This window comes from Aquimarina penaris, from assembly GCF_040786285.1.
Lineage (GTDB): Bacteria > Bacteroidota > Bacteroidia > Flavobacteriales > Flavobacteriaceae > Aquimarina.
Genome location: NZ_JBFMKQ010000001.1, coordinates 317,395 through 342,931, shown reverse-complemented (window position 1 = coordinate 342,931; position 25,537 = coordinate 317,395). Strand labels below are relative to the sequence as shown.

8 protein-coding genes are annotated in these 25,537 nt (G+C 35.1%); all 8 read left to right on the top strand.

Annotated elements, in window-relative coordinates:
- The first annotated feature begins 22 nt into the window (after positions 1–22).
- The 8 genes from ABW637_RS01260 to ABW637_RS01225 all read left to right on the top strand — a co-directional run bounded on the left by ABW637_RS01260 (position 23) and on the right by ABW637_RS01225 (position 25,515).
- Entirely contained in the window at positions 23–4,663 is a 4,641-nt protein-coding gene (locus tag ABW637_RS01260) for a T9SS type A sorting domain-containing protein (protein ID WP_367582809.1), read from the top strand.
- A gap of 78 nt (positions 4,664–4,741) precedes the next feature.
- Positions 4,742–5,431: a fibronectin type III domain-containing protein gene (locus tag ABW637_RS01255; RefSeq protein WP_367582808.1), complete on the top strand. Its 690-nt coding sequence runs from the start codon at positions 4,742–4,744 to the stop codon at positions 5,429–5,431.
- Positions 5,432–5,637: 206 nt separating this feature from the next.
- Positions 5,638–7,284: a tetratricopeptide repeat protein gene (locus ABW637_RS01250; protein ID WP_367582807.1), complete on the top strand. Its 1,647-nt coding sequence runs from the start codon at positions 5,638–5,640 to the stop codon at positions 7,282–7,284.
- 196 nt (positions 7,285–7,480) lie between these two features.
- A complete protein-coding gene (locus ABW637_RS01245) occupies positions 7,481–13,258 on the top strand; it encodes a BspA family leucine-rich repeat surface protein (RefSeq protein WP_367582806.1) in 5,778 nt (1,925 codons plus the stop codon).
- Between the two features lie 4 nt (positions 13,259–13,262).
- Positions 13,263–13,955: a fibronectin type III domain-containing protein gene (locus tag ABW637_RS01240; protein ID WP_367582805.1), complete on the top strand. Its 693-nt coding sequence runs from the start codon at positions 13,263–13,265 to the stop codon at positions 13,953–13,955.
- A gap of 242 nt (positions 13,956–14,197) precedes the next feature.
- The gene (locus ABW637_RS01235; RefSeq protein ID WP_367582804.1) at positions 14,198–15,838 is read left to right on the top strand and encodes a tetratricopeptide repeat protein; all 1,641 of its coding nucleotides are present in this window, start codon (positions 14,198–14,200) and stop codon (positions 15,836–15,838) included.
- Positions 15,839–15,989: 151 nt separating this feature from the next.
- Positions 15,990–19,205: a phage tail-like protein gene (locus tag ABW637_RS01230; protein ID WP_367582803.1), complete on the top strand. Its 3,216-nt coding sequence runs from the start codon at positions 15,990–15,992 to the stop codon at positions 19,203–19,205.
- Between the two features lie 136 nt (positions 19,206–19,341).
- Positions 19,342–25,515, top strand: coding sequence for an immunoglobulin-like domain-containing protein (locus ABW637_RS01225; RefSeq protein ID WP_367582802.1), 6,174 nt, complete (start codon positions 19,342–19,344; stop codon positions 25,513–25,515).
- Positions 25,516–25,537: the final 22 nt, after the last annotated feature.

Genomic DNA, 25,537 nt, shown 5'->3' with positions numbered 1-25,537 from the left:
AATTTCTTTAAAAACCCCAAATATGAATAAAAAACTACTTTCACTTTGTATTATATTATGTGCCTTTTTATCCTACAGCCAGGAAACCAATGTCCCCGATGATGTTTTTGAAAATTATCTAGAAACCCACGATGCTGATGGTAATATTGTAGATATCGGAAATGCCGCCAGTATGGGTAATGGTATTGCTAATGATGGTAAGGTTACCACTGCAAAGATAGAAAATGTGACTGTTTTATCAATAGATGGTCCTCGTCTTCTCCCTGGACAAGTGGCTGATCCATCAGAAATAGTATCTGATGCTACAGGTATTCAAGACTTTATCGCATTAGAAGAATTGAGTTTTGAAAGAAATGAACTAACAAGTATTGATCTAACTCAGAATACAGCATTGGTTGCTTTATCGCTCGATGATAATAAACTAACAAGTATTGATCTAACTCAGAATACAGCATTAACCCAATTAACTTGTGATGATAATCAATTAACAAGTTTAGACGTTACTCTAAATACGCAATTGACCAATTTAGATTGTAGTGATAATAACGTAACAAGTTTGGATGTTTCTCAAAATACTCTTCTAACACGCTTAATCTGCTATCGAAATGAATTAACAAGCGTAGACGTTACCCAAAATACACAATTGACTGATTTATCTTGTTATGATAATCCAATAGGTAGTCTAGATGTAACTAAAAATCTGCTTTTAGAAGATCTAAGTTGTTCAGATAATCAATTAACAAGTTTAGATGTTACACAAAACAGTGCATTAGTATATTTACTATGCGATGATAACCTACTCACCAGTTTAGATGTTTCTCAAAACACAGCATTAATAGAATTGTACTGCGCTGATAATCAAATTGCAAGTTTAGACCTAACATCAAATACACTCTTGGTAGAAATTGAGTTGCAGGACAATGTATTAACCAGTTTAGATCTTAGGAATGGAAACAACACAAATCTAGATGTTGAGGTACATAATAATCCAGATCTCTATTGCATTCTTGTGGACGATGCTTCTGCAGCATATCTTAATAGTCGTTCTTGGAATAAAGATACACATTCTTTTTACAGTACAGATTGCAGGCTAACTACTGTGTCCGATGATGCTTTTGAAAACTATTTAGAAACCCATAATGCAGATGGTAATACTGTAGATGTTGGAGATCCAAGCAGTATGGGTAATGGAGTTGCTAATGATAACGCTGTAACTACTGAAAAAATAGAAACTGTAACAAGTTTAAGTATTGCTAGGAAAAATATCTCTGATCTTACAGGTATTGCAGATTTTACAGCATTAAAGAATTTGAGTTGCGGCTCTAATTCATTAACATTTATAGATATAACTCTAAATACGCAATTGACTCATTTATATTGTGGTTCAAATCAATTAACAAGTTTAAATGTTTCACAAAACACAGCATTAATTGAGATATCCTGTTTTAATAATCCAATAAATAACCTTGATGTAACTAAAAATATACTTTTAGAAGAGTTAAATTGTGTTGGAAATCAGTTAACCAGTTTAGATGTTTCGCAAAATAAGGCATTATTTGAATTAGAATGTTATGAAAACCTACTTACAAGTTTAGATGTTTCTCAAAATACAGCATTAACATATCTAGATTGTAGTGATAACCAAATTTCAAGTTTAAATCTCACACAAAATATACTTTTAGATGAATTGTATTGTCATGAAAATGTATTGACCTATCTCAATATTAGAAACGGAAATAATACGAATTTAGGTGATCGTAGTTTTGATATAACTAATAACCCAGGCCTTACGTGTGTTGCAGTAGATGATCCAACATATGCAGCTGCAAACTTAACAGATAAAGATGTACAAACCGTTTATAGTACATTTTGTAGTGAAACCAATGTGCCAGATGATAATTTTGAAGCGTATCTGGAAACACATAATGCAATAGGAGAGCTGGTAGCTGTAGGTGATCTTACCAGTATGGGTAACGGTATTGCCAATGATGATTATGTAGGAACAGAGCGAATTAAAAATGTAACTAATCTAGATATTTCTTCTCAAAGCATAGCCGATCTTACTGGTATTACAGGTTTTATAGCTTTAGAAGAATTGAATGTTAGGAATAACTCATTAACCGATATAGATGTTACGAAGAATGTAGCGCTCACAAACTTAGATTTGTATAAAAATTCTCTAACAAGCATAGATATCTCTCAAAATGTAGTATTGCGTGAACTAATATGTGCTCAAAATTCTCTAACCAGTATAGATCTATCAAAAAATATACTATTGACCTCTTTAAACTGTGGTGAAAATGAATTAACAAGTTTGGATGTTTCGCATAACACAACATTAATTACGCTAACCTGTTCTGAAGGCCAATTAGATAGTCTAGATGTTACTCAAAACATACTTCTTGAACAGCTATATTGTTCATTTAATCCGTTAGGTAGTTTGGATGTTACTCAAAATCCACTTCTTGAAACCTTAGGTTGTTCAGAAAACGAATTAACAACTCTGGATGTAACACAAAATCCTAATTTGGTTACTTTGTTTAGCACAGGTAATCAATTCGCCAGTATAGATGTTACCCAAAATACACTATTACAAGAATTAGATTGTTATGGTAATCAGATGTCTAGCATAGATGTTACTCAAAATCTGGACTTGGTGTATTTATATGTTAGCGATAATCAATTAACCACGCTTGATCTTTCACAAAATATAGCTTTAGAAGAATTAGAGGCTGATGATAATCAATTAACCTATCTTAATCTTAAAAACGGAAACAATGTAAGTACATTTTCCTATGTAAATGTAACTAATAATCCTAACCTGAGTTGTATTGAAGTAGATGATGTTACCTATTCAAATACCAATTGGACAGATAAAGATGCACACTCTTTTTATAGTATAGATTGTCGACAAACCTATGTGCCCGATGATAATTTTGAAAACTATCTCGAAACTCATGATGCCGATGGTAATACAGTGAGTGTAGGTGATGTTACCAGTATGGGTAATGGTATTGCCGATGATGATAATGTAAATACTATTGCTATCGAAAATGTAACTTCATTAATACTGGATTACTTAATACCAGCACCAGGTCAGGTAATTGATCCTGCAACTCTTGTGTCTGACTTGACAGGTCTTGAAGATTTTATCGCCTTGGTAGAACTTGATATTCGTTTTCAAAATATCAGCACCCTTGACGTTACCGGCAATATAAACTTAGAAACGTTAACGTGTTATAATAGTGAGGTGTCAACGCTAGATGTTAGTACAAATACCAAATTAGAAGCATTGACTCTTGCGTCCAATAAAGTAACTACAATAGATATAAGTAATAATACACTATTAAGAAACTTTCTTGCCTTTGACAATGCTATATCAGATATAGACCTTAGTACTAATACGCTATTAGAAGAGATATATCTTAACCAAAATCAATTAAGTAGTATAGATGTTAGTAATAATCCTTTAGTAAAAAGGGTAACAATCAACGATAATATGTTGACCAATATGGATCTAAGTACCAATACAAATCTTGAAATTGTACAAATTCAAAATAATCAACTTACTACTGTAAATATTAAAAATGGAAACAATGGTAGCATAACTTATTTTCAAGCCACCAATAATCCGGATCTCACTTGTATTGAGGTAGATGATGCAACGTACTCAACCACCAATTGGACAAATAAAGATATACAAACTGGTTTTTCTGAAGATTGCTACCCTCCAGTAATTACATTAACAGGAGATACCCCTCAAACCATAATTTTTGGTGTAGGGTATACCGAATTAGGTGCCACTACCGATGATGGGACCGATGTGGTAATTGATGCTAGTGATTTTGTAGATGCAATAGGAAGTTATACGATTCGATATAATGCTACTGCTCTCTCTGGCCTTGTAGCTCTAGAAGTAATTCGAGTGGTAAACGTAATTGGATGCCCGATCTATGATCTGCCGGCAGATAATTTCAAAGTGGAAGCAGTAAGTGAAACTTGTATCGATAAAAATAATGGAATGATCACGATCAATGCTACAACTACACTTGATTACGAAACTACAATTAATGGAGAGAACTACAACTTTACTTCTACAGTAACAGTAGATAATCTTGAGCCGGGTACTTATCCTGTGTGTATTGCTATAGATGGAAATACCGATTGCAAACAATGTTTTGAGATAGTGATCGAAGATGCAGAGAGCTTAACAGGAAAAACAACACTTAACACCAAAGAAGGAAGTACAACAGTAAATGTTGAACTAACCACAGGCACATCACCCTATACTGCCATGATTAATGATGAAGTTGTTGGAGTGTATACTACAAATAGTTTTTCAATAGATATTCAACAATCAGGAGTACTCGAAATTCATTCTAGCCTTGCATGCGAAGGAAAACTATCCAAAACGATTGATCCGTTTGATGAGATCACAGTAGCTCCTAACCCTACACGAGGCGATGTGATTCTTACGGTTCCAAATGCAGAAGAGACTCTAGCGATCGAGATCCATAATGCTTTAGGCGTTTTAGTTTCCTCAAAAGTATATAATACCAATGATGGAAAAGTAAGCTTACCTATGGAAAGCCTATCTGCAGGAATCTACTTCGTACGTATTAATGCAACTACCCCAAAAACATTTAAAATCGTAAAACAGTAAAAAATTGATTCTATCACATTGAGTCTTAAGTGAAGCCGAAAGGCCCAATGTGATAGAAAAACAAATAAAAATATACAGATGAAAAAGATATATATTATACTATTAAGTTCGTTATTCCTGCTTTCTTGTGGAGGTAGCGATGATAGTGGGGTTCCACCAACAGTATCTAATGTAGCACCAAGTGTTCCTAAATTAGTATTTCCGACCAATAATGCCACATGTACAAATTTCAATTTAGAATTTGATTGGGATGCAGCAACCGATAGTGATGGAGATTCGGTAAATTATACAATCGATATTGCCGAAAGTGATAGTTTCGCTACGATAGTATTTACTCAAAACACCTCACAAACCACTAACATTCTTACTCTCGAAAAAGGCACGACGTATTTCTGGAGAGTAAAAGCCAAGGATAATGTAGGTAATGAAAGTGCTTATACGGCAACACAGACCTTTTTTACCGAACCAGATGCAGGGGTAAATACAGTTCCAAATGCTCCTTCAGTAGTAAGTCCAACATTAGGAGAAAGAGTATCAGGAACGACCATCACCTTAGATTGGGATGCTACAGACAGAGATAATGATCCATTAACATTTGATCTCTACTTTGGAGATACCAATCCACCAGTTTTATTTGCAGAGAGTGTTGATGCCACAGCGCTTGATGTTACGGTAACTGCAGATATGATATACTATTGGAGGGTTGTAGTAAAAGACGACAAAGCGGGTGTAACCATTGGCCAGGTATGGAATTTTAGAACAGAATAGTTTATAATATCAAAATATAACGGAAGGTAAAGGATCCGCTGGGTTAAAAAAACCACTCAAGTAATGGAGTGGTTTTTTCTTTTTTAAAACTAAATCTTAAGAATATATGTGGCCTATTTTTTTCTCATTGCGGTTGCAAAGATATTATGATGTATTTTTGAGTAGTAACTAGCTTATGATCTGTAATTATTAAAACCTGTGCTACTTTGAAAGCAACTTTCGTATACATAAGTATCCTCTTACTATCCTGGTCAGCTTTTTCCCAATCCCATGATAGTATTGCAAACCAATTGAAGTACAAGCTCGAAAAAGCAACAACTGATTCGGCTCGAATTGGTTACAAAGTTGAACTGGTTGAACAAATGCATCAGTTTGATTTGGATACATCCAGAGTTATTATCAATGATGTTTTAAAACAAATTGAAGGAATTCAGAATACCAATCTGTACTATCAAAAAAGTAAAGCAAAAGCACTCAATTATCTTGGTATCATTGACAACAAGCAGGGTAATGCCGAAAAAGCCTTAACTACGTATTTAAAAGCATTGGATCTAAGTGAAGCCATTAACGATTCTGTTACGATCGGATTAACATTACATAATCTGGGAATGTTTTACAGGCGACAAAAAGACTATAAAAAAGCCAAACCATATTTTAAAAATGCCATTGCGATTAAAGAAAAATTAACTGATGTCGAAAGTTTGGCCGTATCACATCATATGTTAGCTATAACCTACTATGCTAATAAACAAAATGATTCTTCTTTGATTCATATTTCAAAAGTGAAAGCATTGCCGTGTTCTAAAACCAGAATAGCTAAAGCCAATGGGAGTTTGGCTGCAATTCATTATAGCAATAAAGAATTTGATAAGGCTATTGCGATTTATAAAGAAAATATAGGGATTTCGAAGGGGATACAGGATCAAGGCGAACTAAGTATTAGTTATCTAAATGTAGCGGTCTTATACAATGCACTAAAGGAGTATGATGAAGCCGTCCCCTATCTGGATAGCGCAATTATTGTTGCCGAAGAACTAAAAAATAAAGGGTTATTGCTTAAGCAATATTATAGCAGAAGTAATCTTAATGAAACTAGAAAAGAGTATCAAAAAGCCTTACAAGATTATAAAATTTACAAAGTATATAATGATTCTATTAATGATACCGAAAAAGTGAAACGAATCACTGCGTTGGAACTCAATTATAAGTTTGAAAAAGAAAAGCAAGCAGATCAATTACGATTAGAAAGTGAGGCTGCGAAAAAACGATTATACCTCATATTGTTTGCAATTGCTGTGATTTTGGGAAGCGTTATTTTTTGGTTAACTCGTAAGAATGCAAAGCATCGTTTGGAGTTATCCCGGACTAGGTTGCAAAAAGAACAATTGGATAAGGTAAGAGCAGAACTCGCTTTAGTTACCAAAGAAAAAGAGTTAAAGAGAGTTGTTGTAGAAGGGTCTTTGCGTCACGAGATTTTAAATAAAACTCTAGGAGAGATAAAAGATATTATTCGAATAGACAATGAAAGAGAACGTAAAATCGCTTTACAATCACTTTCAGCTTCTTTGCTTTCCGAAGAAGTCACTAAAAAGGCGACCTCAGAAATACAATCCTACCTGGATAAAGTAAGTTTGGATTTTAAAGTAATTCTGGACAATCAGTTTCCAAAATTGAGTGAAAAAGAAAAAGAATTACTATGCCTTATGACTTTAGATTTGAATGCAACACAAATCAGTAAACTACAAAACTCTACGATTTCTGCCATTAAATCTTCACGATCACGGATTCGTAAAAAGATTGGAGTAGATTCTAAAGTAGATATCATTGAATTTATTCAAAAATTAAGAACGTAGATTAAAGTCAGTTAGAAATTGTTTCTGCTAATCGAGATTGTCACCCTGAGCCTGTCGAAGGGCTTTTTTAACTGTTTGCAACCCCTTTGCAACCCCCTAATTCTTTGGAAATCTTAAAACTATCTTAATTTTGCACTCGACTTTGAGATGAGCTGATTTTTGATTTTCAACCCTTTTTTACCCAAAATAGCCCCTTATGAAACACCTTTACATTACACTAGTATTTATTATTAGTTTTTTTACTGCTGGATTTGCCCAAACCGAATTTATAACCACATGGCAAACTACATCAGCTAATGAAAGTATTACCATTCCCACAACCGGATCTGGATACAACTATTCAGTAGATTGGGGAGATGGAACTATTGAAGCTGGATTTACCGGGAGTGCTACTCACGAATATGTTGTAGCGAATACCTATACCGTAGAAATATCAGGAGATTTTCCAAGGTTTTATAATCCTGGTTTAGGAGGTTACATTTCCAATGCAGCTAAAATTCAATCTATAGAGCAATGGGGTACGCAACAATGGACAAGTATGGAGGGTGCCTTTGATAGTGCCACCAGCCTTGTTATTAATGCTACCGATACCCCAGACTTAAGTGCTGTTACTAGTATGCAAGGAATGTTCTTTTTAAGTTCAAGCCTGGTTGATAATGGCGGTGCCTTAGGTACCTGGGATGTGAGCAATATTCAGGATATGGGATTCTTATTCAGAAATACTCCATTTAATGAGGATATCAGTAGTTGGAATACTCAGAATGTTACAAATATGAGAGATATGCTTGCAAACTGCCCTAATTTTAATCAAAACCTAGGTGATTGGGATATAAGCAACGTAACTAACATGTCTGATATGTTTGCGACTTCAGGGCTTTCTTTAGCGAATTATGATGCGACGTTAATTGGATGGGCTACAGACTCAAGTGGTAATACAACCGATGGTGTTGACGATGTTCCTTCTAATATCACTTTTCATGCAGGTTCAAGTATGTATTGTTTAGGAGTGGAAGCTCATAATACATTAACAAGTTTACCATATGATTGGTCTATAACAGATAACGGAACTACCTGTACAGCCACAGACTTTTTTATTACCACATGGCAAACTACTACCTCAAATGAATCCATAACGATACCAACAACTGGATCTGGATACAACTATTCGATAGATTGGGGTGATGGTACTATTGAAACTGGATTTACAGGAAATGCTACCCATGAATATGCAGTAACAGGAACCTATACCGCAAAAATAACTGGAGATTTCCCAAGGATTTATTTTAACAATACTGGCGATAAAGACAAAATTAGAACCATAGAACAATGGGGTGCGATTTCGTGGTCTAGTATGGCTTCTGCTTTTTATGGCTGTGATAGTTTGGTGCTCAATGCAACAGACATACCGGATTTATCCTCAGTAACCGATCTTTCTCAAATGTTTAGAAGAGTAGGTTCTTTTCAGGATAATCAAAATAGGATAGGATCTTGGGATGTATCTACCATTACCAATATGTCAGCAATGTTTAGAGAAGCTTCCGATTTTAATGAAAATATTGGATTATGGAATGTGGGAAATGTCACCAATTTCTCATTCATGCTCAGTACTACCAATTTCTTCAACCAAAACCTAAATACTTGGAATATTGGAGAAAATGTCACAGGTACTATCAATATGAGCGGAATGTTTGATTCCACATCAGCTTTCAATCAACCATTAAATGATTGGGATGTGAGTAAAGTAACGAACATGTCTGGAATGTTTGGTGTAACTCCACAATTTAATCAACCATTAAATGACTGGGATACTAGTGCTGTATCCAATATGGGAGGAATGTTTTTTGGAGCAAGCAGATTTGACCAAAACGTAGGTGACTGGAACCTTTCCAGTATTTCTAATATGTCCTCAATGTTTCAACAATCTGGTCTTTCTCAAGAAAACTATGATGCCATTTTGATTGGCTGGGCTACTCAAGATATAGGAGAAACGATACCTTCTAATATCAGCATCAGTTTTGAGGGAAGCCAATACTGTTTTGGAGCTGACGCTAGAAATACATTAACTAATGATGCCGGATTAAATTGGAATATTGATGATGATGGAGCTGCTTGTAGCACTACAGATTTTTTTATAACGACCTGGCAAACCGCTATGGATAATGAAAGTATTACGATCCCAACAACAGGAAGCGGATATAACTATGCTGTTGATTGGGGAGATGATACCATTGAAAGAGGATTTACAGGAGATGCTACGCATGAATACGCAACTGCAGGTACTTATACAATAAAGATTATAGGGGATTTCCCGAGAATTTATTTTAACAACTTAGGTGATAAAGACAAGATCATTAGCGTTAATCAATGGGGTGTTATTGAGTGGGCTAGTATGGAATCTGCATTTTATGGGTGTACAAATTTAACTGTTGATGCTAGTGATACTCCCGATTTAACAAACAGTAGTACGTTAAGAGCTATGTTTAAGGGCACTACGAATTTGATAGATGTACAGGGAACCCTTCCATTTTGGAATGTAAGTACCATAGTAGATTTTGGTCAGATGTTTATGAATACTGACAAGTTTAATACTTCTTTAATTTCCTGGAATTTTAGTGTAGCAGAAGATTTTTCAGAAATGTTTAGAGGTGCAAAGGTGTTCAATCAATTACTAGGTAACCCTTTTAAAGCAAAAACCTTTGAAGGTATGTTTAGAGATGCTGTTGCTTTTAACCAACCTTTATTTTGGGATACACCAGATGTGATTTCTTTGAAAAATATGTTCAATGGTGCTACAAGTTTCGATCAGAATTTAGGGTTTTTTACTATAAATTCTGTTACCGATATGACGGGAATGTTTAGTAATGCAGGATTATCTATACAGAATTATGATCAAACACTTGCAGGCTGGTTTTTAGAACGAAATGTGAATGATACGCGTCCAAATAATATCACCTTTGATGCGGGTAGCAGTCAATATTGTCTGGCAGGAGATATTATAGAAAAATTAACCAATGATCATGGATGGCAAATAACGGATAGCGGTCCTGGCTGCGATGAAAGTGATGTATTTGTGATGACCTGGGATCTTACTAGCGAAAATAGATTCACTATGCCAACTTCTGGAAATGGATATGAGTATACGCTTAGCTTATCAAATGGGGAGATTTTTTACGTAACCAGTGATATAGTTCAAGTGTCCTATAGTGAAAATATCGGAATGTTAACGGTTCGTATTTATGGAGATTTTCCAAGATTTGACTTTGATGCTCCATCGGTAGACAAAGAAAAATTAGCTACTATAGAACAATGGGGAAGCCTACAACTTTTAGAAGCTAATGGAGCTTTTGAAGGGTGTACTAATTTGGTTTTGAATGCAACAGATACTCCTGATTTGAGCCAGATTCAGTTTATGGATAGGATGTTTGAAAATACGTCATCATTTGTAGATAATGGTGGCGAAATGAATAACTGGGATGTTAGCACTGTAACTAGTATGACTGGTCTTTTTGAAGGATCGGCTTTCAATGAAAATATCAATGACTGGGATGTAAGTAAGGTGGAGGATTTTTCTAGTATGTTTAAAAATAATACTTCATTTAATCAACCATTAAATAATTGGAATACTGAGAAAGCCAATGATCTAACTAATATGTTTGATGGGGCAACAGCTTTTAATCAACCTATCGAAATGTGGAATACAGCGTTGGCTCAATATTTTGATTTTATGTTTCTAAATGCATCCACTTTTGATCAAAACCTTGGAAACTGGGATATTAGTAATACAGATAGAGATTCCATGGATGGGATGCTTACAGGTTCAGCAATGTCTCAAACAAATTATGATGCTACGTTAATTGGTTGGGCAACTTTAGAAACCGGAGAAACCCAGATTCCGACTGATGTCAAGTTGGATGCGGATACTTTTTATTGTTTATCAGAAACGGCTAGAAATACGTTAACTAGTGCTCCTTATAACTGGACTATTAACGATGCTGGGATAGGTTGCCCTGAGGATTTCTTTATCACCACTTGGCAAACCACTACTACTAATGAAACTATTACCATCCCTACAACCGGTTCGGGATACAATTATAGTGTAGATTGGGGAGATGGAACTGTTGAAGCTGGATTTACTGGAAACACTACACATAGCTATACAACCGCAGGTGTTTATACTGTGAAAATTAGTGGTGATTTTCCTCGTCTTTGGTTTACTGCTTTAACTGATGATGACAAAAGTAAATTGTTAACCGTTGAGCAATGGGGGTCACAACAATGGACAACGATGCGAAGTGCTTTTCAAGGTTGTTATAATCTAAAACTGAATGCCAATGATACCCCGGATTTATCTCAGGTTACCAGAACAAGTTCGATGTTTAGGGATTGTACAAATCTTGAAGATTTAAAAGACACGATGAACTCCTGGGATATGACTAACCTGGAATCGATTTCTTTTATGTTTAAAGGGTGTACAATATTCGATGAGAATATAGGAGGATGGGCTTTTAATAATCTTACTGATGCTTTTAACGCGTTTGAGGCAGCTGCTGCTTTTAATCAGGATATATCAAATTGGGACGTAAGTAAAGTAGATGAGTTTGATGCTATGTTTAAAGATGCTACTTCTTTTAATCAACCTATTGGAAACTGGACATTAGGTACAGTAGATTATATCGACAGGATGTTCCAGGGAGCAACAGCGTTTAATCAGGATTTAAGTAATTGGGATTTTAGCAATGTGTATGAAGCTGGAAACATGTTTGATGGAGCAGCCTCTTTTAATCAAGATCTTTCTGCTTGGGATATAAGTAAAGTAGAAGCCTTAAATAACTTTTTTACAGGTTCTGGAATGTCTCAGGAGAACTATGATAACACATTGATCGGATGGGCAACGCTAGATGTAAGTGAAACGCAAATTCCAGCTGATTTAACGTTGAATGCTGATGCCACGTATTGTTTGGCTGAAGCAGCAAGAAATATCTTAACCAGTACTCCGTATAATTGGACGATTAATGATGGAGGACAAGGTTGTCTTACACCGGTAATTACATTACTAGGAGATAACCCGCAAATCATAGAGCAAGGAGGCACTTATACAGAGTTGGGAGCTACCGTAACCTATGGTGCTACGTTAATCATTGATGCATCGGTAGTTAATATAAATCAGCTGGGTATGTATACGGTTACCTATAATGCTACAAGCGCCTCTGGTGAAACCGCCACTCAAGTTACCCGAACGGTTAACGTAGTAGAACCTTGTCCTATCCTTAGTGTACCTGCCAACAATTTTATGGTGACCACAGCTAGTGAAACTTGTGTAGATAAAAATAATGGGATGATTACAATTAGCGCTGTTACGGCACTAAATTATACTACGACTATCAATGGTGCCGATTATAACTTTACTTCTTCTTTAGAAGTAGCAGACTTACCACCAGGGACATACCCGGTTTGTATCGCAGTAGATGGCTTTGCCAATTGCGAACAGTGTTTTGAAGCGGTGATTGATGATGCAGAGAGCTTAGTAGGAAAAACAGAGCTAATTACCGAAACGGGAAGTGCAAAAATAAACATTGAGGTCACCACAGGTACCGCACCGTATATAGCACGAATTAATGATGAGGTAGTAGGAGAGTATACAACGAAAACGTTTACCGTAGATGTCCAACATGGTAATGAACTTGTTATATCATCGAGCTTAGAGTGTGAAGGAAAACTATCCACCAAAGTGAATTTGATTGATAAGCTTAGCATTGCACCTAACCCAACTCAAGGAGATGTAACACTCTTTATTCCTAATGATGTGATCACCCAGATACAAGTATCGATGTATAATGCTTTAGGAGTTCAGGTTTCTTCTGGGGAGTATACCATAACATCAGGACAGTTGATATTACCTATGCAGAGATTGCCACATGGTGTCTATTTTATTACAGTTAATAAAGGGAAAGCGTTTAAAGTTGTAAAACAGTAAAGAGATGAAAAGAGTATATCTATATATCGCAATACTAAGTACAGTATTTTTAGTATCCTGTGAAGCAGATGATGATGCAATAGTAGTTCCAATATTTAATCAGGCTCCTACTACACCTAAATTGGTTTTTCTAGCAAATAATTTAACGTGTACAAGTATCGATTTAGAATTTTCGTGGAACGCAGCAACAGATGCCGATGGAGATATAGTAAGCTATGTTATTGATATTTCGACCAATAGCAATTTTACAACAGTAGCTTTTACGGCTACTACGAGTCAACGTACCAGTACATTTAATCTAGAAAAGGGAGTTACGTATTATTGGCGTGTAAAGGCAAAGGATAGTAATGGTAATGAGAGTGCTTATACTACCACACAATCATTTTTTACCGAACCTGATGCATCGGTCAATAAACTACCCAGTGTTCCAGAGCTCATTAGCCCCGGTTTAGGAGATAGGGTTTCAGGTAGCAGTATTACTCTGGATTGGGATGCCAATGACGCCGATGGAGACACCTTGGTATATGATGTCTATTTCGGAACTAGCGATTCTCCCACTTTAGTAGAAGAAAATATCACAGCCTCTCAATTAGAAATGTCGGTATCGCCAGGTACAACATATTACTGGCGAGTGGTAGTAAAAGACAGTAACCAAAATGCAACCATGGGACAAGTATGGAATTTTAGAACAGAATAGTTTAGTATCAAAATATAACGGAAAGTAAGGGATCCGTTGGGTTAGAAAAACCACTCAAGAAATGGAGTGGTTTTTTCTTTTTAAGAATGTACTGCCAGAAGTCAAAATGTTGTATTTCTGAATTTATTGGTAAGTTTGTGAGTAGTAAACTTATGAAATCCCCTACTTTTAATATAATGAAGTGTAGACCTTCAGTTTTTCTTTATCTCAATAGATGTAAGAGTATAGCCCTGATATTGCTTATGTTCGGAGTGCTATTTTGTGCCAAAATTCAAGCTCAAACCAAGAATATAACAAAAGATAGCCTTAAGGTAGAAGAATTATATTTAAAGGCTATAGAAATTGTAAATGCAAATCCTGTTGAGTCTAGAAAAATATTTAAAGAAGCCCTGAAAACTATCGACAAAAACCTATCTACTTCAAACAGCGAGAGTAGTTTCTTTTTGTTAAAGAAAGCTTTTATTCTAGAACGACTTGCCTATTTTTTAAGAAGAGAAAATAAGTATGGAATAGCGTTCGAATATCTTCAGGAAAGTCTCGAGTTAAAAAGAAAAGTAGGAGAAACCTATACATTGGGATATACCTATTCTCAAATCGCCTGGCTTTGGATCTATCAGTCAGAATTCGAAAAGACCAAAATTAATTTAGATTCGGCATACGCATTAAGTAAAAGATATGGCAACATAAAAGAAGCGATAAGAAGCTTAAGTCGATATGGTACCTTGTATCTAAATCTAAAAGAGTATACAAAAGCAGAAGACTATCATCTACAGGCGGTCAAACTTGCAGATTCTATTAATAATCCCAAAGCAATAGCAACGACAAATGCCAACTATGCAGATTTTTTAAGGCGCCAAAAGAGGTATGAAGAAAACATACCTTATCTTAAGAGATCTATGATAATGCATGAAAAGAATGATAATCAAATAGGATTAGAATCAGGGTATTATGCTTTAGGACTTACGTATAGAAACTTAAAAAAACCTCATGAGGCCATAAAGGCATTTAAGCAATCTATTGAGATGTCTAAAAAACAAAAAAATGAAGCCATTATACATATGCGTTACTTAGGGCTTAGTAAAACTTATAAGGATATCCAAGATTATGAAAATGCCTATTTATCCTATCAAAAGTTCGCTAGACTTCGTGAAAAAGGTAAAAACGAAATCAACTATAGAAAAATGGCTGATCTCGAATCTGAATATAAATATGAACAACAGCTTGCTATTGATAGTCTTAGATTTGCCCAAGAAAAAAGAGAAGTTGCCTTACTAACTAAAGCCGAAACTTCAAAAAAGTGGTTATATCTGGCGTTGCTTTTAATAACTGTGGTAGCCGCTTTGGTAATAGGGTTTTTGGTAAGAAGAAACTACCAAAACAAAGCCCGGATTTTAACCGAAAAAATAGAAAAAGAACGAGCACAAAAAGAATTACTAGGGGCAGAAGTGAAAGCCAATGAAGAAGAAACCAAACGATTGATTGCCGATAACAGTATGCGTTTAGAGTTTAAGCAAGAGGTATTAGACCGATTAAAAAATGAAATAGCACCTGAAGCTTCAGATAAGGTGAAAAAAGCGATCAATTCGTTAACTTCAGAAATGGAGGTGCAAATCAAAACCGAAGGGAAATTATCGGGACTACAATCCAAAATCGATGAGGTTAATAAAGGATTTGATGCGCGACTTCGCGAATTATATCCATCACTTACCAAAGTCGATCGCGAGATGTGTGCATTGTTGCGCCTCAATTTATCAATCAAAGAGATCATGACGGTTCGCAATACATCATTAGATTCAGTAAAATCTACCCGATATAGGATACGTAAAAAACTAGGGCTTTCCTCTGGAGAAGAATTAGAGAAGTTTATTCAGAATATAGCCTAAATATTTCCTCCAAAAACTGTAAAACTTATATACGTAACCCTACGTAATTTGTCCTTAAAATAAAGGTTTGCCACTTTTTGCCACCGTTAAAATTGTCTTAAAATCAGGTAATTGTAGTATTCTTGCACAGATTATCTAATAAGCCCCTTATATGAAAACAAAATTACTATGGAGTATTGCTATCTTGTTCTTTTTTGGTAGCATTTTTGTACAGGCACAAACCTTAAATGAAACCAGAGGAACCGGATCTGGTGTAAGCATTACAACAGGAGATTACAATACCATGTACGGAGATAGTACAGGAACTGCTCTAACCAGTAATAGCCAAACTACCTTTATTGGTTTTGGAGCAGGAAAAAATAATACGGCTAGAGAAAGTACTTTTATCGGATATTATGCAGGACATAATAATGTAAATGGAGATGATAATGTTTTTATTGGTTCAGAAGCAGGTGCTCTAACAAACAGAAGTGCTGGTAGTAACTTTAATGGTAGTGATAATACCTTTATTGGGACAGAATCTGGAGAGGACAATACTACAGGATACGATAATACTTTTGTAGGTGAAGAATCAGGACAACAGAATACTACAGGATATGAAAATGTATTTATAGGCGAAGATGCCGGGTTTGACTTTACAACAGGTTATGAAAATACCTTTGTTGGACATCGAGCAGGTGCCGGGGACTCATTTCGAGGAGGTACCGGATATAAAAATACAGGAGTAGGGAATGTATCTCTTGAAGATATCAGAGAAGGACATCATAACACTGCAATTGGGGATTCATCAGGAGTTGATATAGGTAACGGGATTTATAATACGATGATTGGAGCTGCGGCTGGAGTGGCTACAGAATATGCCAATTTCAATACGTTTGTGGGGGCTATGGCAGGTTGGGATAATAATAGGACCAATAATACCACAGATGCAAATAGAAATACATATCTGGGGTATTTGTCTGGAGCTTCTAATCGAGAAGGAGAAGATAATGCTGGTTTTGGAGCTTTTTCAGGCTATGGAAGAGCTCAAAGAACTACTACTGGAGGTGAAGGATATACGTATTTTGGTGGAAATACGAGGAGATACAGAACTACATTTTTTGGATCCCAAGCCATTGCTGCCCAAAATGATGTGATTACCATGGGATATTATTCCTATAACGAAGGGCAGTATGCTATTGGAATTGGTAATCAAGGAGATATGCAAAATGCAGTGGGAGCGATAGGAATGGGACATCAATTTGGTACTACCGATAGTTCTGATTATTCCATAGGGATCGGATATCAAGTTAATATTGCACAATCCAATGCGATTGGTATTGGTCGATCTGTAGATGTTGATAATACAGAAGCCATTGCGATTGGTGCCAACGCAGTAGCCCAAAACAATGGTGCTATTGTAATAGGAACCGGTGCAGCCTCTAATGATCTGATTGATAATACCGATGGAGACCCTGATGCTTCAAAAAATATTGCCATAGGATATAATGCTGTAGTAAGTGGTAACAATGCTATTGCAATCGGTAATGGAGCTACCGCAGCAAATGATAACACCATGATTTTGGGAGGAGCAGTCAACCCGGTTAGTGTGGGAATAGGTACCGTTACTCCTAATGAATATGCATCCTTAGACCTAACAGGAACCAATAAAGGGTTATTCGTAAATAGAATGACAACGGCGCAACGTACTGCGTTAGAACCGAGATTCCCAACACAACCAAGATCTAGAGGTATTAGAGAATCAGAAGAGGGATTAATGGTATATGATACCGATGAAAAAGCATTGTACTTTTGGAATGGAACCGAGTGGAGTAGCGCTATTAAAGATAATCTGGGGGATCATGCGGCGACAACCATGCTTAACATGGGTGATAATGTAATTCGTTTTGATAATGGAGAAGATAACGGGATTGAATTTAATGGTCGTGACCGATACAAAATTTCCTATGGAGGAAGTACAAACTATGATTACGGGCCTGTTACAGGAGTAAGTATCAAAACTTCTATGAGTACTTCTGCCGATAATGGGTGGACCTGGGGGCCTTATAACGCTGCCCCCGTAGCAGCAATAAGTACAGAAGGAAAAATGCAAATCGCCAACAGCCTTAATATTGCAGGAGCATATGAATTTCCGATTGTAGATGGTACAGCAAATCAGGTATTGACCACAGATGGGTCGGGCGCATTAACCTGGTCTACACAAATTGATAATCAAGAACTTTCATTAAACACCAATACCCTGAGTATTTCTGGAGGGACTGATACTGTAGACTTATCTGGATATTTGGATAATACCGATGCGCAAGCCATATCGTTAGCAACAAATACATTAAGTATTACAGGAAATGCTGTTACGGTTGATCTTTCTGGATACTTAGACAATACCGATAATCAAGATTTAAGTTTGTCTTCAAACACGCTTAGCTTAACCAATGATTCATCTACAGTAGATTTATCGGGGTATTTGGATAATACAGACGCTCAGTCTATTTCGCTGGCAACAAATACCTTAAGTATTTCGGGTAATGCTGCTACAGTAGATCTTTCGGGATATCTAGATAATACCGATAATCAAGATTTAAGTTTGTCTTCAAACACGCTTAGTTTAACCAATGATGCATCTTCAGTAGACTTATCTGGATACTTGGATAATACTGATGCACAGGACTTAGATTTGTCAGGAAACGTATTAAGTCTAACGAATGATGATACCACCGTAGACCTTTCATCCTATTTAGATAATACCGATAGTCAAACCTTAACACTTACTAATAATAACCTAAGTATTTCTGGCGGTAATATCGTTGATCTTTCAGAATATACTAATACTGATCATCAGGATTTAACATTGGCTACCCTAAACGATACAAATCTTACGATCGAAATAGAAAACGGAGCCTCTGTTACTGTAGATTTGGCACCAATAGTTTCTTCTTTGGAAAGCGATCTTATCGATGCTCAAAGTAAGATTTCGAATTTAGAAGATGAAAATGCAGCGCAGCAAACAGAAATTGATGAGCAAAGAGCTCAGATTAACAATTTGATTAGTAGAATTGAAGTTCTAGAGGGTTGCGCATGTGATACAAGCGGTAGTATTAATAAGGGGAATGGACCCATATTATATCAAAACATTCCAAATCCGTTTAATGGGACTTCGTCGATCAAGTATTACTTGCCTACTGGCATTACTAATGCTTCGATTGTATTTAGTAACTCTATAGGGCAGTTGGTCTCTACAGTTGCCATTAAACAAAGTGGAGATGGGGAACTTAACATAAATAGCGACGGCTTGGCTTCGGGAACCTATTTTTATACACTATATGTTGGGAGTCAAAAAATAGATTCCAAAAAAATGGTGATAGAGTAATTTAAGTATTTGTTATACGTAACCCTACGTAATTTGCCTTTAAAACAGAGGGTTGCCACTTTTTGCCACTGTTAAAATTGTCTTAAAATCAGATATTTATACTATCATTGCACCGATTTATAATAAACCCCGAAATATGACAAGAAAATTACCTTTCGTTTTTTTACTGTTTTTAAATTACGCAATATTTGCCCAGGAAACCTATGTGCCGGATGATAATTTTGAAAACTATCTAGAAACGCATGATGCAAGTGGAGGTGTGGTTTCTGTTGGTGCTCTTACTAGTATGGGTAATGGTGTCATCAATGATAATTTTGTAACTACCTCAAGAATAGCGAGTGTTGTAGAATTGGATATTTCGGGATTAACTATCAGTGATGCCACGGGTATTGAAGATTTTGTAGCATTACAAACGTTCAACTGTTTTAATAATTCATTATCTAGTATTGATCTTTCACAGAATGTAGCATTACAAACCATAGCTATAGGAAGAAATAATCTTACAAGTTTAGATTTATCACAAAATACATTATTAACTTTTGTAAGTTGTATACGAAACCAAATTACAAACTTAAATGTTTCCCAGAATACAATGTTGGAAACTTTAGGATGTAGTAATAACCAGCTTAATAACCTTGATGTTACAAATAATATTGCATTAAAAAAACTATGGTGTTATAGTAATCCTTTAGGAAGTTTAGATGTAACACAAAATTTGTTATTAGAAGATTTGGATTGTGTTGATAATCAGCTTACCGTTTTGGATGTTTCTCAAAACTTGGAATTACTAGAATTACAAGCCTATGAGAACTCGCTTACAAGCTTGGATGTAAGCAAGAATGTAAAGTTAATTGAACTATTTATAGAAGATAACCAAATTACCAGTTTAGATGTTTCAAAAAACACGGTTCTAGAGGATTTGTCTTGTGCCTACAATTCTTTGACATATCTTAATATGAGAAATGGAAATAATACGAATTTTAATACTAGTGATTTTGATATTCGTAATAATCCAGGTCTTACATGTGTTTCAGTAGATGATACTACTTATGCAACTGCTAATTTTGATAATAAAGATGTACAAACCGTTTACAATACATTTTGTAGGCAAACACAAGTGCCCGATGATAATTTTGAAGCATATCTTGAAACACATAATTCAATTGGGGCAGTAGTTCCTGTTGGTGACCCTACCAGTTTGGGTAATGGTATTGCCAATGATGATTATGTAGGGACTGAGCAAATTCAAAATATAACCTATTTAAATATTTCTGATCAGGGGATTACAGATTTTACAGGTTTAGAGGGTTTTGAAAGTCTAGAAACACTATTTGTATACAGAAATACGGTTTCAAGTTTAGATGTAACAGCAAATAGTAATCTAATTGAAATCAATTGTTTAGAGATGGGACTTAACAGTATTAATATTTCAGGATTAACTTCTCTGGAAATAGTAAGAGCTAGAGAAAATAATTTAACGGCTATAGATTTAAGCTCTAATACAGCATTAAAAACATTAAATTTAGATAAAAATAATTTCAGTAGTGTTGATATAAGTGCAAACACAGCACTTGTCGATTTTAGAATAAGAGAAAACTCATTAACAACACTAGATATAACTACAAATACGAGCTTAACAAGATTGTTTTGTAAAGATAACTCTTTATCTAGCTTAGATGTTACTAACAATACACTCTTAGAAAACTTAAATTGTGGTAAAAATCAATTTACTACAATTGATGTTAGTACCCTTACTAATCTTACCGATTTATTTATCGAAGATACACCAACGCTTACTTCGTTGGATGTTTCTAATAATGGTAATCTTGAAGACATAGGGTTGGATAATAATACGTTGCTCACTTCTTTAGATGTAACAAATAACACAAAACTTGTAGAAGTATATACCAATAACACTTCAATAGCTGTATTAGATTTTAGTAATAGCCCTGATATTGAATACGTAGAATGTCAAAATGGAGAATTAACTTCTTTAAATTTTAAAAACGGGACTAATAATAGTGGTATGGAAGTATATGCTACTGGAAATCCGAACCTTGTTTGTATTCAGGTAGATGATCCTACAGCTAGCTATTTGAGTAGTAGTAGCTGGGAAAAAGATGTTACGGCTAGTTATAGCGATGACTGTAATTGGACGTATGTACCCGATGATAATTTCGAAAATTACTTAGAAACGCATGATGCAGACGGGAATAATGTTGCAGTAGGAGATGCAATGAGTATGGGTAATGGAATTGCAAATGATAATTATGTTAAAACAGTCAATATTGAAAACGTCTTAAATCTATTTGTGGCATTCCAGGGGATAACAGATTTTACAGGTATCGAGGATTTTACTGCCTTAGAAACATTCTTTTGTTTTAATAATGTGATCAATACAAGTTTAGACTTGACCAGTAACACAAACTTAAAAAGAATAGATGGGGGAGATATGGGATTAACCACTATCAATGTTACCGGATTAACAGCTTTGGAAAGATTAGATATACCTCGTAATAATTTTACAACGATTGATATTTCCACAAATACGGCGCTAAAAGAATTAATAATTTCTTCAAACGATTTAACAGGATTAGATGTAAGCAACAATATTTTGCTAGAAGATTTACAAATTCATGAAACTACATTAAGTAGTATCGATCTAAGTGCTAATGTCTACCTTACTAGAATCATTGCATCTTTGAATCAATTTACAACCTTGAATATTGAAAATAATACATTGTTAGAGCGCTTAAACTTAAGTAGAAACCCATTTTCATCTTTTGATGTGAGTCACTTAACAAACTTAGAAGAATTAAATTTAGATGAGACAAATATTGCTTCAATAGATATTAGTAAGAATAGTAATTTGTTAGAATTCAAGGCAAGAAAAATAGATGAATTAGTCGAGCTAAACGCAAGAAATGGAAACAACAGTAGTTTTACAGAGTTTGAAGTGGACGATTGCCCTAATTTAATGTGTATCGAAGTAGACGATCCAACCGCTGGGTACTTAAGTACTTGGGTAAAAGATGTAACCGCTAGTTTTGCTGAGTATTGCAGATTTACAAATATTCCAGATGCTAATTTTGAAGCCTATTTAGAAACACATAACGAATTTGGGGGAACAGTTGCTTTAGGAAGTGCCAATAGTTTAGGAAATGGAATTATTGATGACAATTTAGTACCAACAGGAAAAATCGAGAACATACAACTCTTAACTCCAAGAAATGAAGGGATTCAGGATTTTACAGGAATTGAAGATTTTGTAAGCCTGATTCGTTTGTGGATAGATGATAATACAGTAACTAATACAACTTTAGACCTGAAAAATAATACGTTACTAGAAAATATAACGGTTACCAATATGGGACTCACAAGTATTGATTTAACAGGGTTAATTGTTTTAGAAAATATAGAAGCTGAAGGTAACAACCTTACAAGTATAGATATATCTACCAATGCTGCGTTGGAGTTTTTGAATGTAGCAGATAATGATTTAACCAATATAGACGTAAGTAATAATGATTTAACAAGTTTAACAGTTACTAATAGTAGATTAGGGTCTATTGATGTAAGCACTCAGACGAATCTAGTGTCGTTATACTGTGAAAACACGAATATCACTTCATTAAATATTGAAAACAATCCTTTGTTGGTTAATCTAGAATGTGGTTTAAACCCATTAACAAGTTTAGATGTAACTCACCTTACGGATCTGTTTTATTTATCGTTTAGTAATACCAGTATTGCAACCATCGATTTAAGTAACAATACGAATCTAAGTAGATTAGCTTGTGATGTTACACCACTTTCTTCTTTGGATTTATCTAATCAAAGCACTCTCGATGACCTATCCTGTAAAAACGCACAACTTACAGGTTTGAATTTAAAAAGTGGAAATAATAATGATCTTGATGATGTAAATGTTACTGGTAATCCAGATTTGACTTGTATTGAGGTAGATGATACATCTGCTCCTGTGTTAGCGGGTTGGTTAAAGGATGCTACTGCTAATTATGCAGAGTTTTGTAGATTAACATACGTACCGGATGATGTTTTTGAAGAATTTCTGGAAAATGCAGGGTATGGTAACGGAGTAATTGATGATTATGTATATACCGCATTAGTTGAAGTTTCGGAAGGAATCGTCTTCCAAAACAAAACAGCATCTGACTTAACTGGTATCGAAGATTTTAGAGATGCATGGTACTTTGTGATTCGTAACAACCCTAACATTACCAGTGTTGATTTAAGTAAGAATACCAAGTTGACAACACTTTCTTTACAGAATAATGATTTAACAAGTGTAGATTTAAGTAATAATATCCTAATGGATAAATTATATATTGGAGATAATGTGAGATTAGGTAATGTTGATATTTCTAATCTTTCAGTTTTAACTACATTAAGTTTAAACAATACGGGTATTAATTCAGTGGATATCTCTAATAATCCAATATTAAGAGTATTAAATTTAAATGATAATAACTTTACGGAATTAGATATATCAGCATCACCAAGTATCATACAATTGCGTATAGCAAATAATCAATTAACGTCTTTAAACGTAGCCAATGGAAATAACGATAATTTCACTTGGTTTGATGCACAAGGAAATCCTGATGTAACATGTATTCAAGCTGATAAAGTAATTCCTTTGTTTCCAGATATTTGGGAAAAAGATGCTACGGCGAATTTTGCAATTTATTGTGACTTGACTTATGTGCCTGATGATAATTTTGAAAATTATTTGGAAACTCACGATGCCGATGGAAATGTAGTTGTTGTTGGAGATGCTACAAGTATGGGGAACGGTATTGCAAATGATGATCAAGTAGCAACATCAAAAATAGAAATTGTTACTACATTAAATATTGAAAGTCAAAATATAGCTGATCTTACAGGGATAGAAGACTTTGCGGCACTAGAATCATTAAACTGTGATTATAACGATTTGACTACATTAGACTTAAGCGGTAACACCAACTTGAAAATTTTAAATGCAGCAGAAAATGATCTTACTTCCTTAGATTTAACAGGATATACAGCATTAGAAGAAGTGTATTTGCGGTCAAATGGCTTAATAAGTTTATTAGTGGACAATAATCCTAATTTAAAAAAGCTTAGTACAGGCAAAAACCTATTAACAACATTAGACCTAACAGCATGTGTACAATTAGAAGAACTTGCTGCTCACCAGAATTTATTAGAATCTTTAGATGTTAGAAACGGGAACAATAATCTAATCACCGATTTCTTTGTACTATATAACGATAATCTTACATGTATTCAAGTAGATGATCCTACCGCAGCGTATTTAAGTAGTTGGGAAAAAGATGATATCGCCAGTTTTAGCGAAGATTGCGTAGCGCCTGTAATTACTTTACTTGGTGCTAACCCTCAAGTTATTGAATTAGGTTCGGGTTATACCGAATTGGGAGCAACTGTTGATGATGGAGTGACCAATGTTATAATCGATAGTTCAGATTTTGTAGATGCTATAGGAAGTTATACCATTCGTTATAACGCTACCGATACCGCAGGTAATGCTGCTGTTGAAGTGACCAGAACAGTTGATGTCATTAATAACTGTCCTCTTTTAAGCTTGCCAGATGATAATTTTACAATTATAACGGCTAGCGAAACTTGTGTTGATCAGAATAATGGAAAAATCAATATCAATGTAATCACAGAATTAAACTATAGTACTACGATTAATGGTATCCAGTATAGTTTTACATCTTCTTTAGAAGTAGGTGATTTGCCATCAGGAACCTATCCGTTTTGTATTCAGGTAGAAAGTGCTACCGATTGTGAGCAGTGTTATGAAATGGTTATTGAAGATGCTGAGAGCTTAGTCGGAAAAACAGAACTAATTACAGAGGCAGGAAGTACAAAACTTAGCGTTGCCTTAAATGCGGGTACTTCACCCTATATAGCTCGAATTAATAATAAAGTGGTAGGAGAGTTTACCACCAACATTTTTACGATAGATGTACAACATGGTGATGAGGTAGAGATTGCATCAAGTGTAGATTGCGAAGGAAAATTATCAACCAAAGTAAATTTAATCGATAGGCTAAGCATTGCACCCAACCCAACCCAGGGAGATGTTACACTTTTTATTCCAAATGTTGGGGGAGATCGTATACAGGTGTCTCTGTATAATGCCCTTGGAGCTCAGCTTTCTTCTAAAGAATATACGATCACTGCAGGTCAGGTTGTAGTCCCTATGGAAGAATTACAACAAGGAATCTATTTGATGATGATTAATGAAAAAGAAGCATTTAAAATTGTAAAACAATAAATAAAAATAAGAATATAACGGA

Coding starts and splice junctions, on each gene's coding strand:
- ABW637_RS01235 (WP_367582804.1), top strand. CDS start 14,198: ATGTTCGGAGTGCTATTTTGTGCCAAAATTCAAGCTCAAACCAAGAAT.
- ABW637_RS01260 (WP_367582809.1), top strand. CDS start 23: ATGAATAAAAAACTACTTTCACTTTGTATTATATTATGTGCCTTTTTA.
- ABW637_RS01245 (WP_367582806.1), top strand. CDS start 7,481: ATGAAACACCTTTACATTACACTAGTATTTATTATTAGTTTTTTTACT.
- ABW637_RS01230 (WP_367582803.1), top strand. CDS start 15,990: ATGAAAACAAAATTACTATGGAGTATTGCTATCTTGTTCTTTTTTGGT.
- ABW637_RS01255 (WP_367582808.1), top strand. CDS start 4,742: ATGAAAAAGATATATATTATACTATTAAGTTCGTTATTCCTGCTTTCT.
- ABW637_RS01225 (WP_367582802.1), top strand. CDS start 19,342: ATGACAAGAAAATTACCTTTCGTTTTTTTACTGTTTTTAAATTACGCA.
- ABW637_RS01240 (WP_367582805.1), top strand. CDS start 13,263: ATGAAAAGAGTATATCTATATATCGCAATACTAAGTACAGTATTTTTA.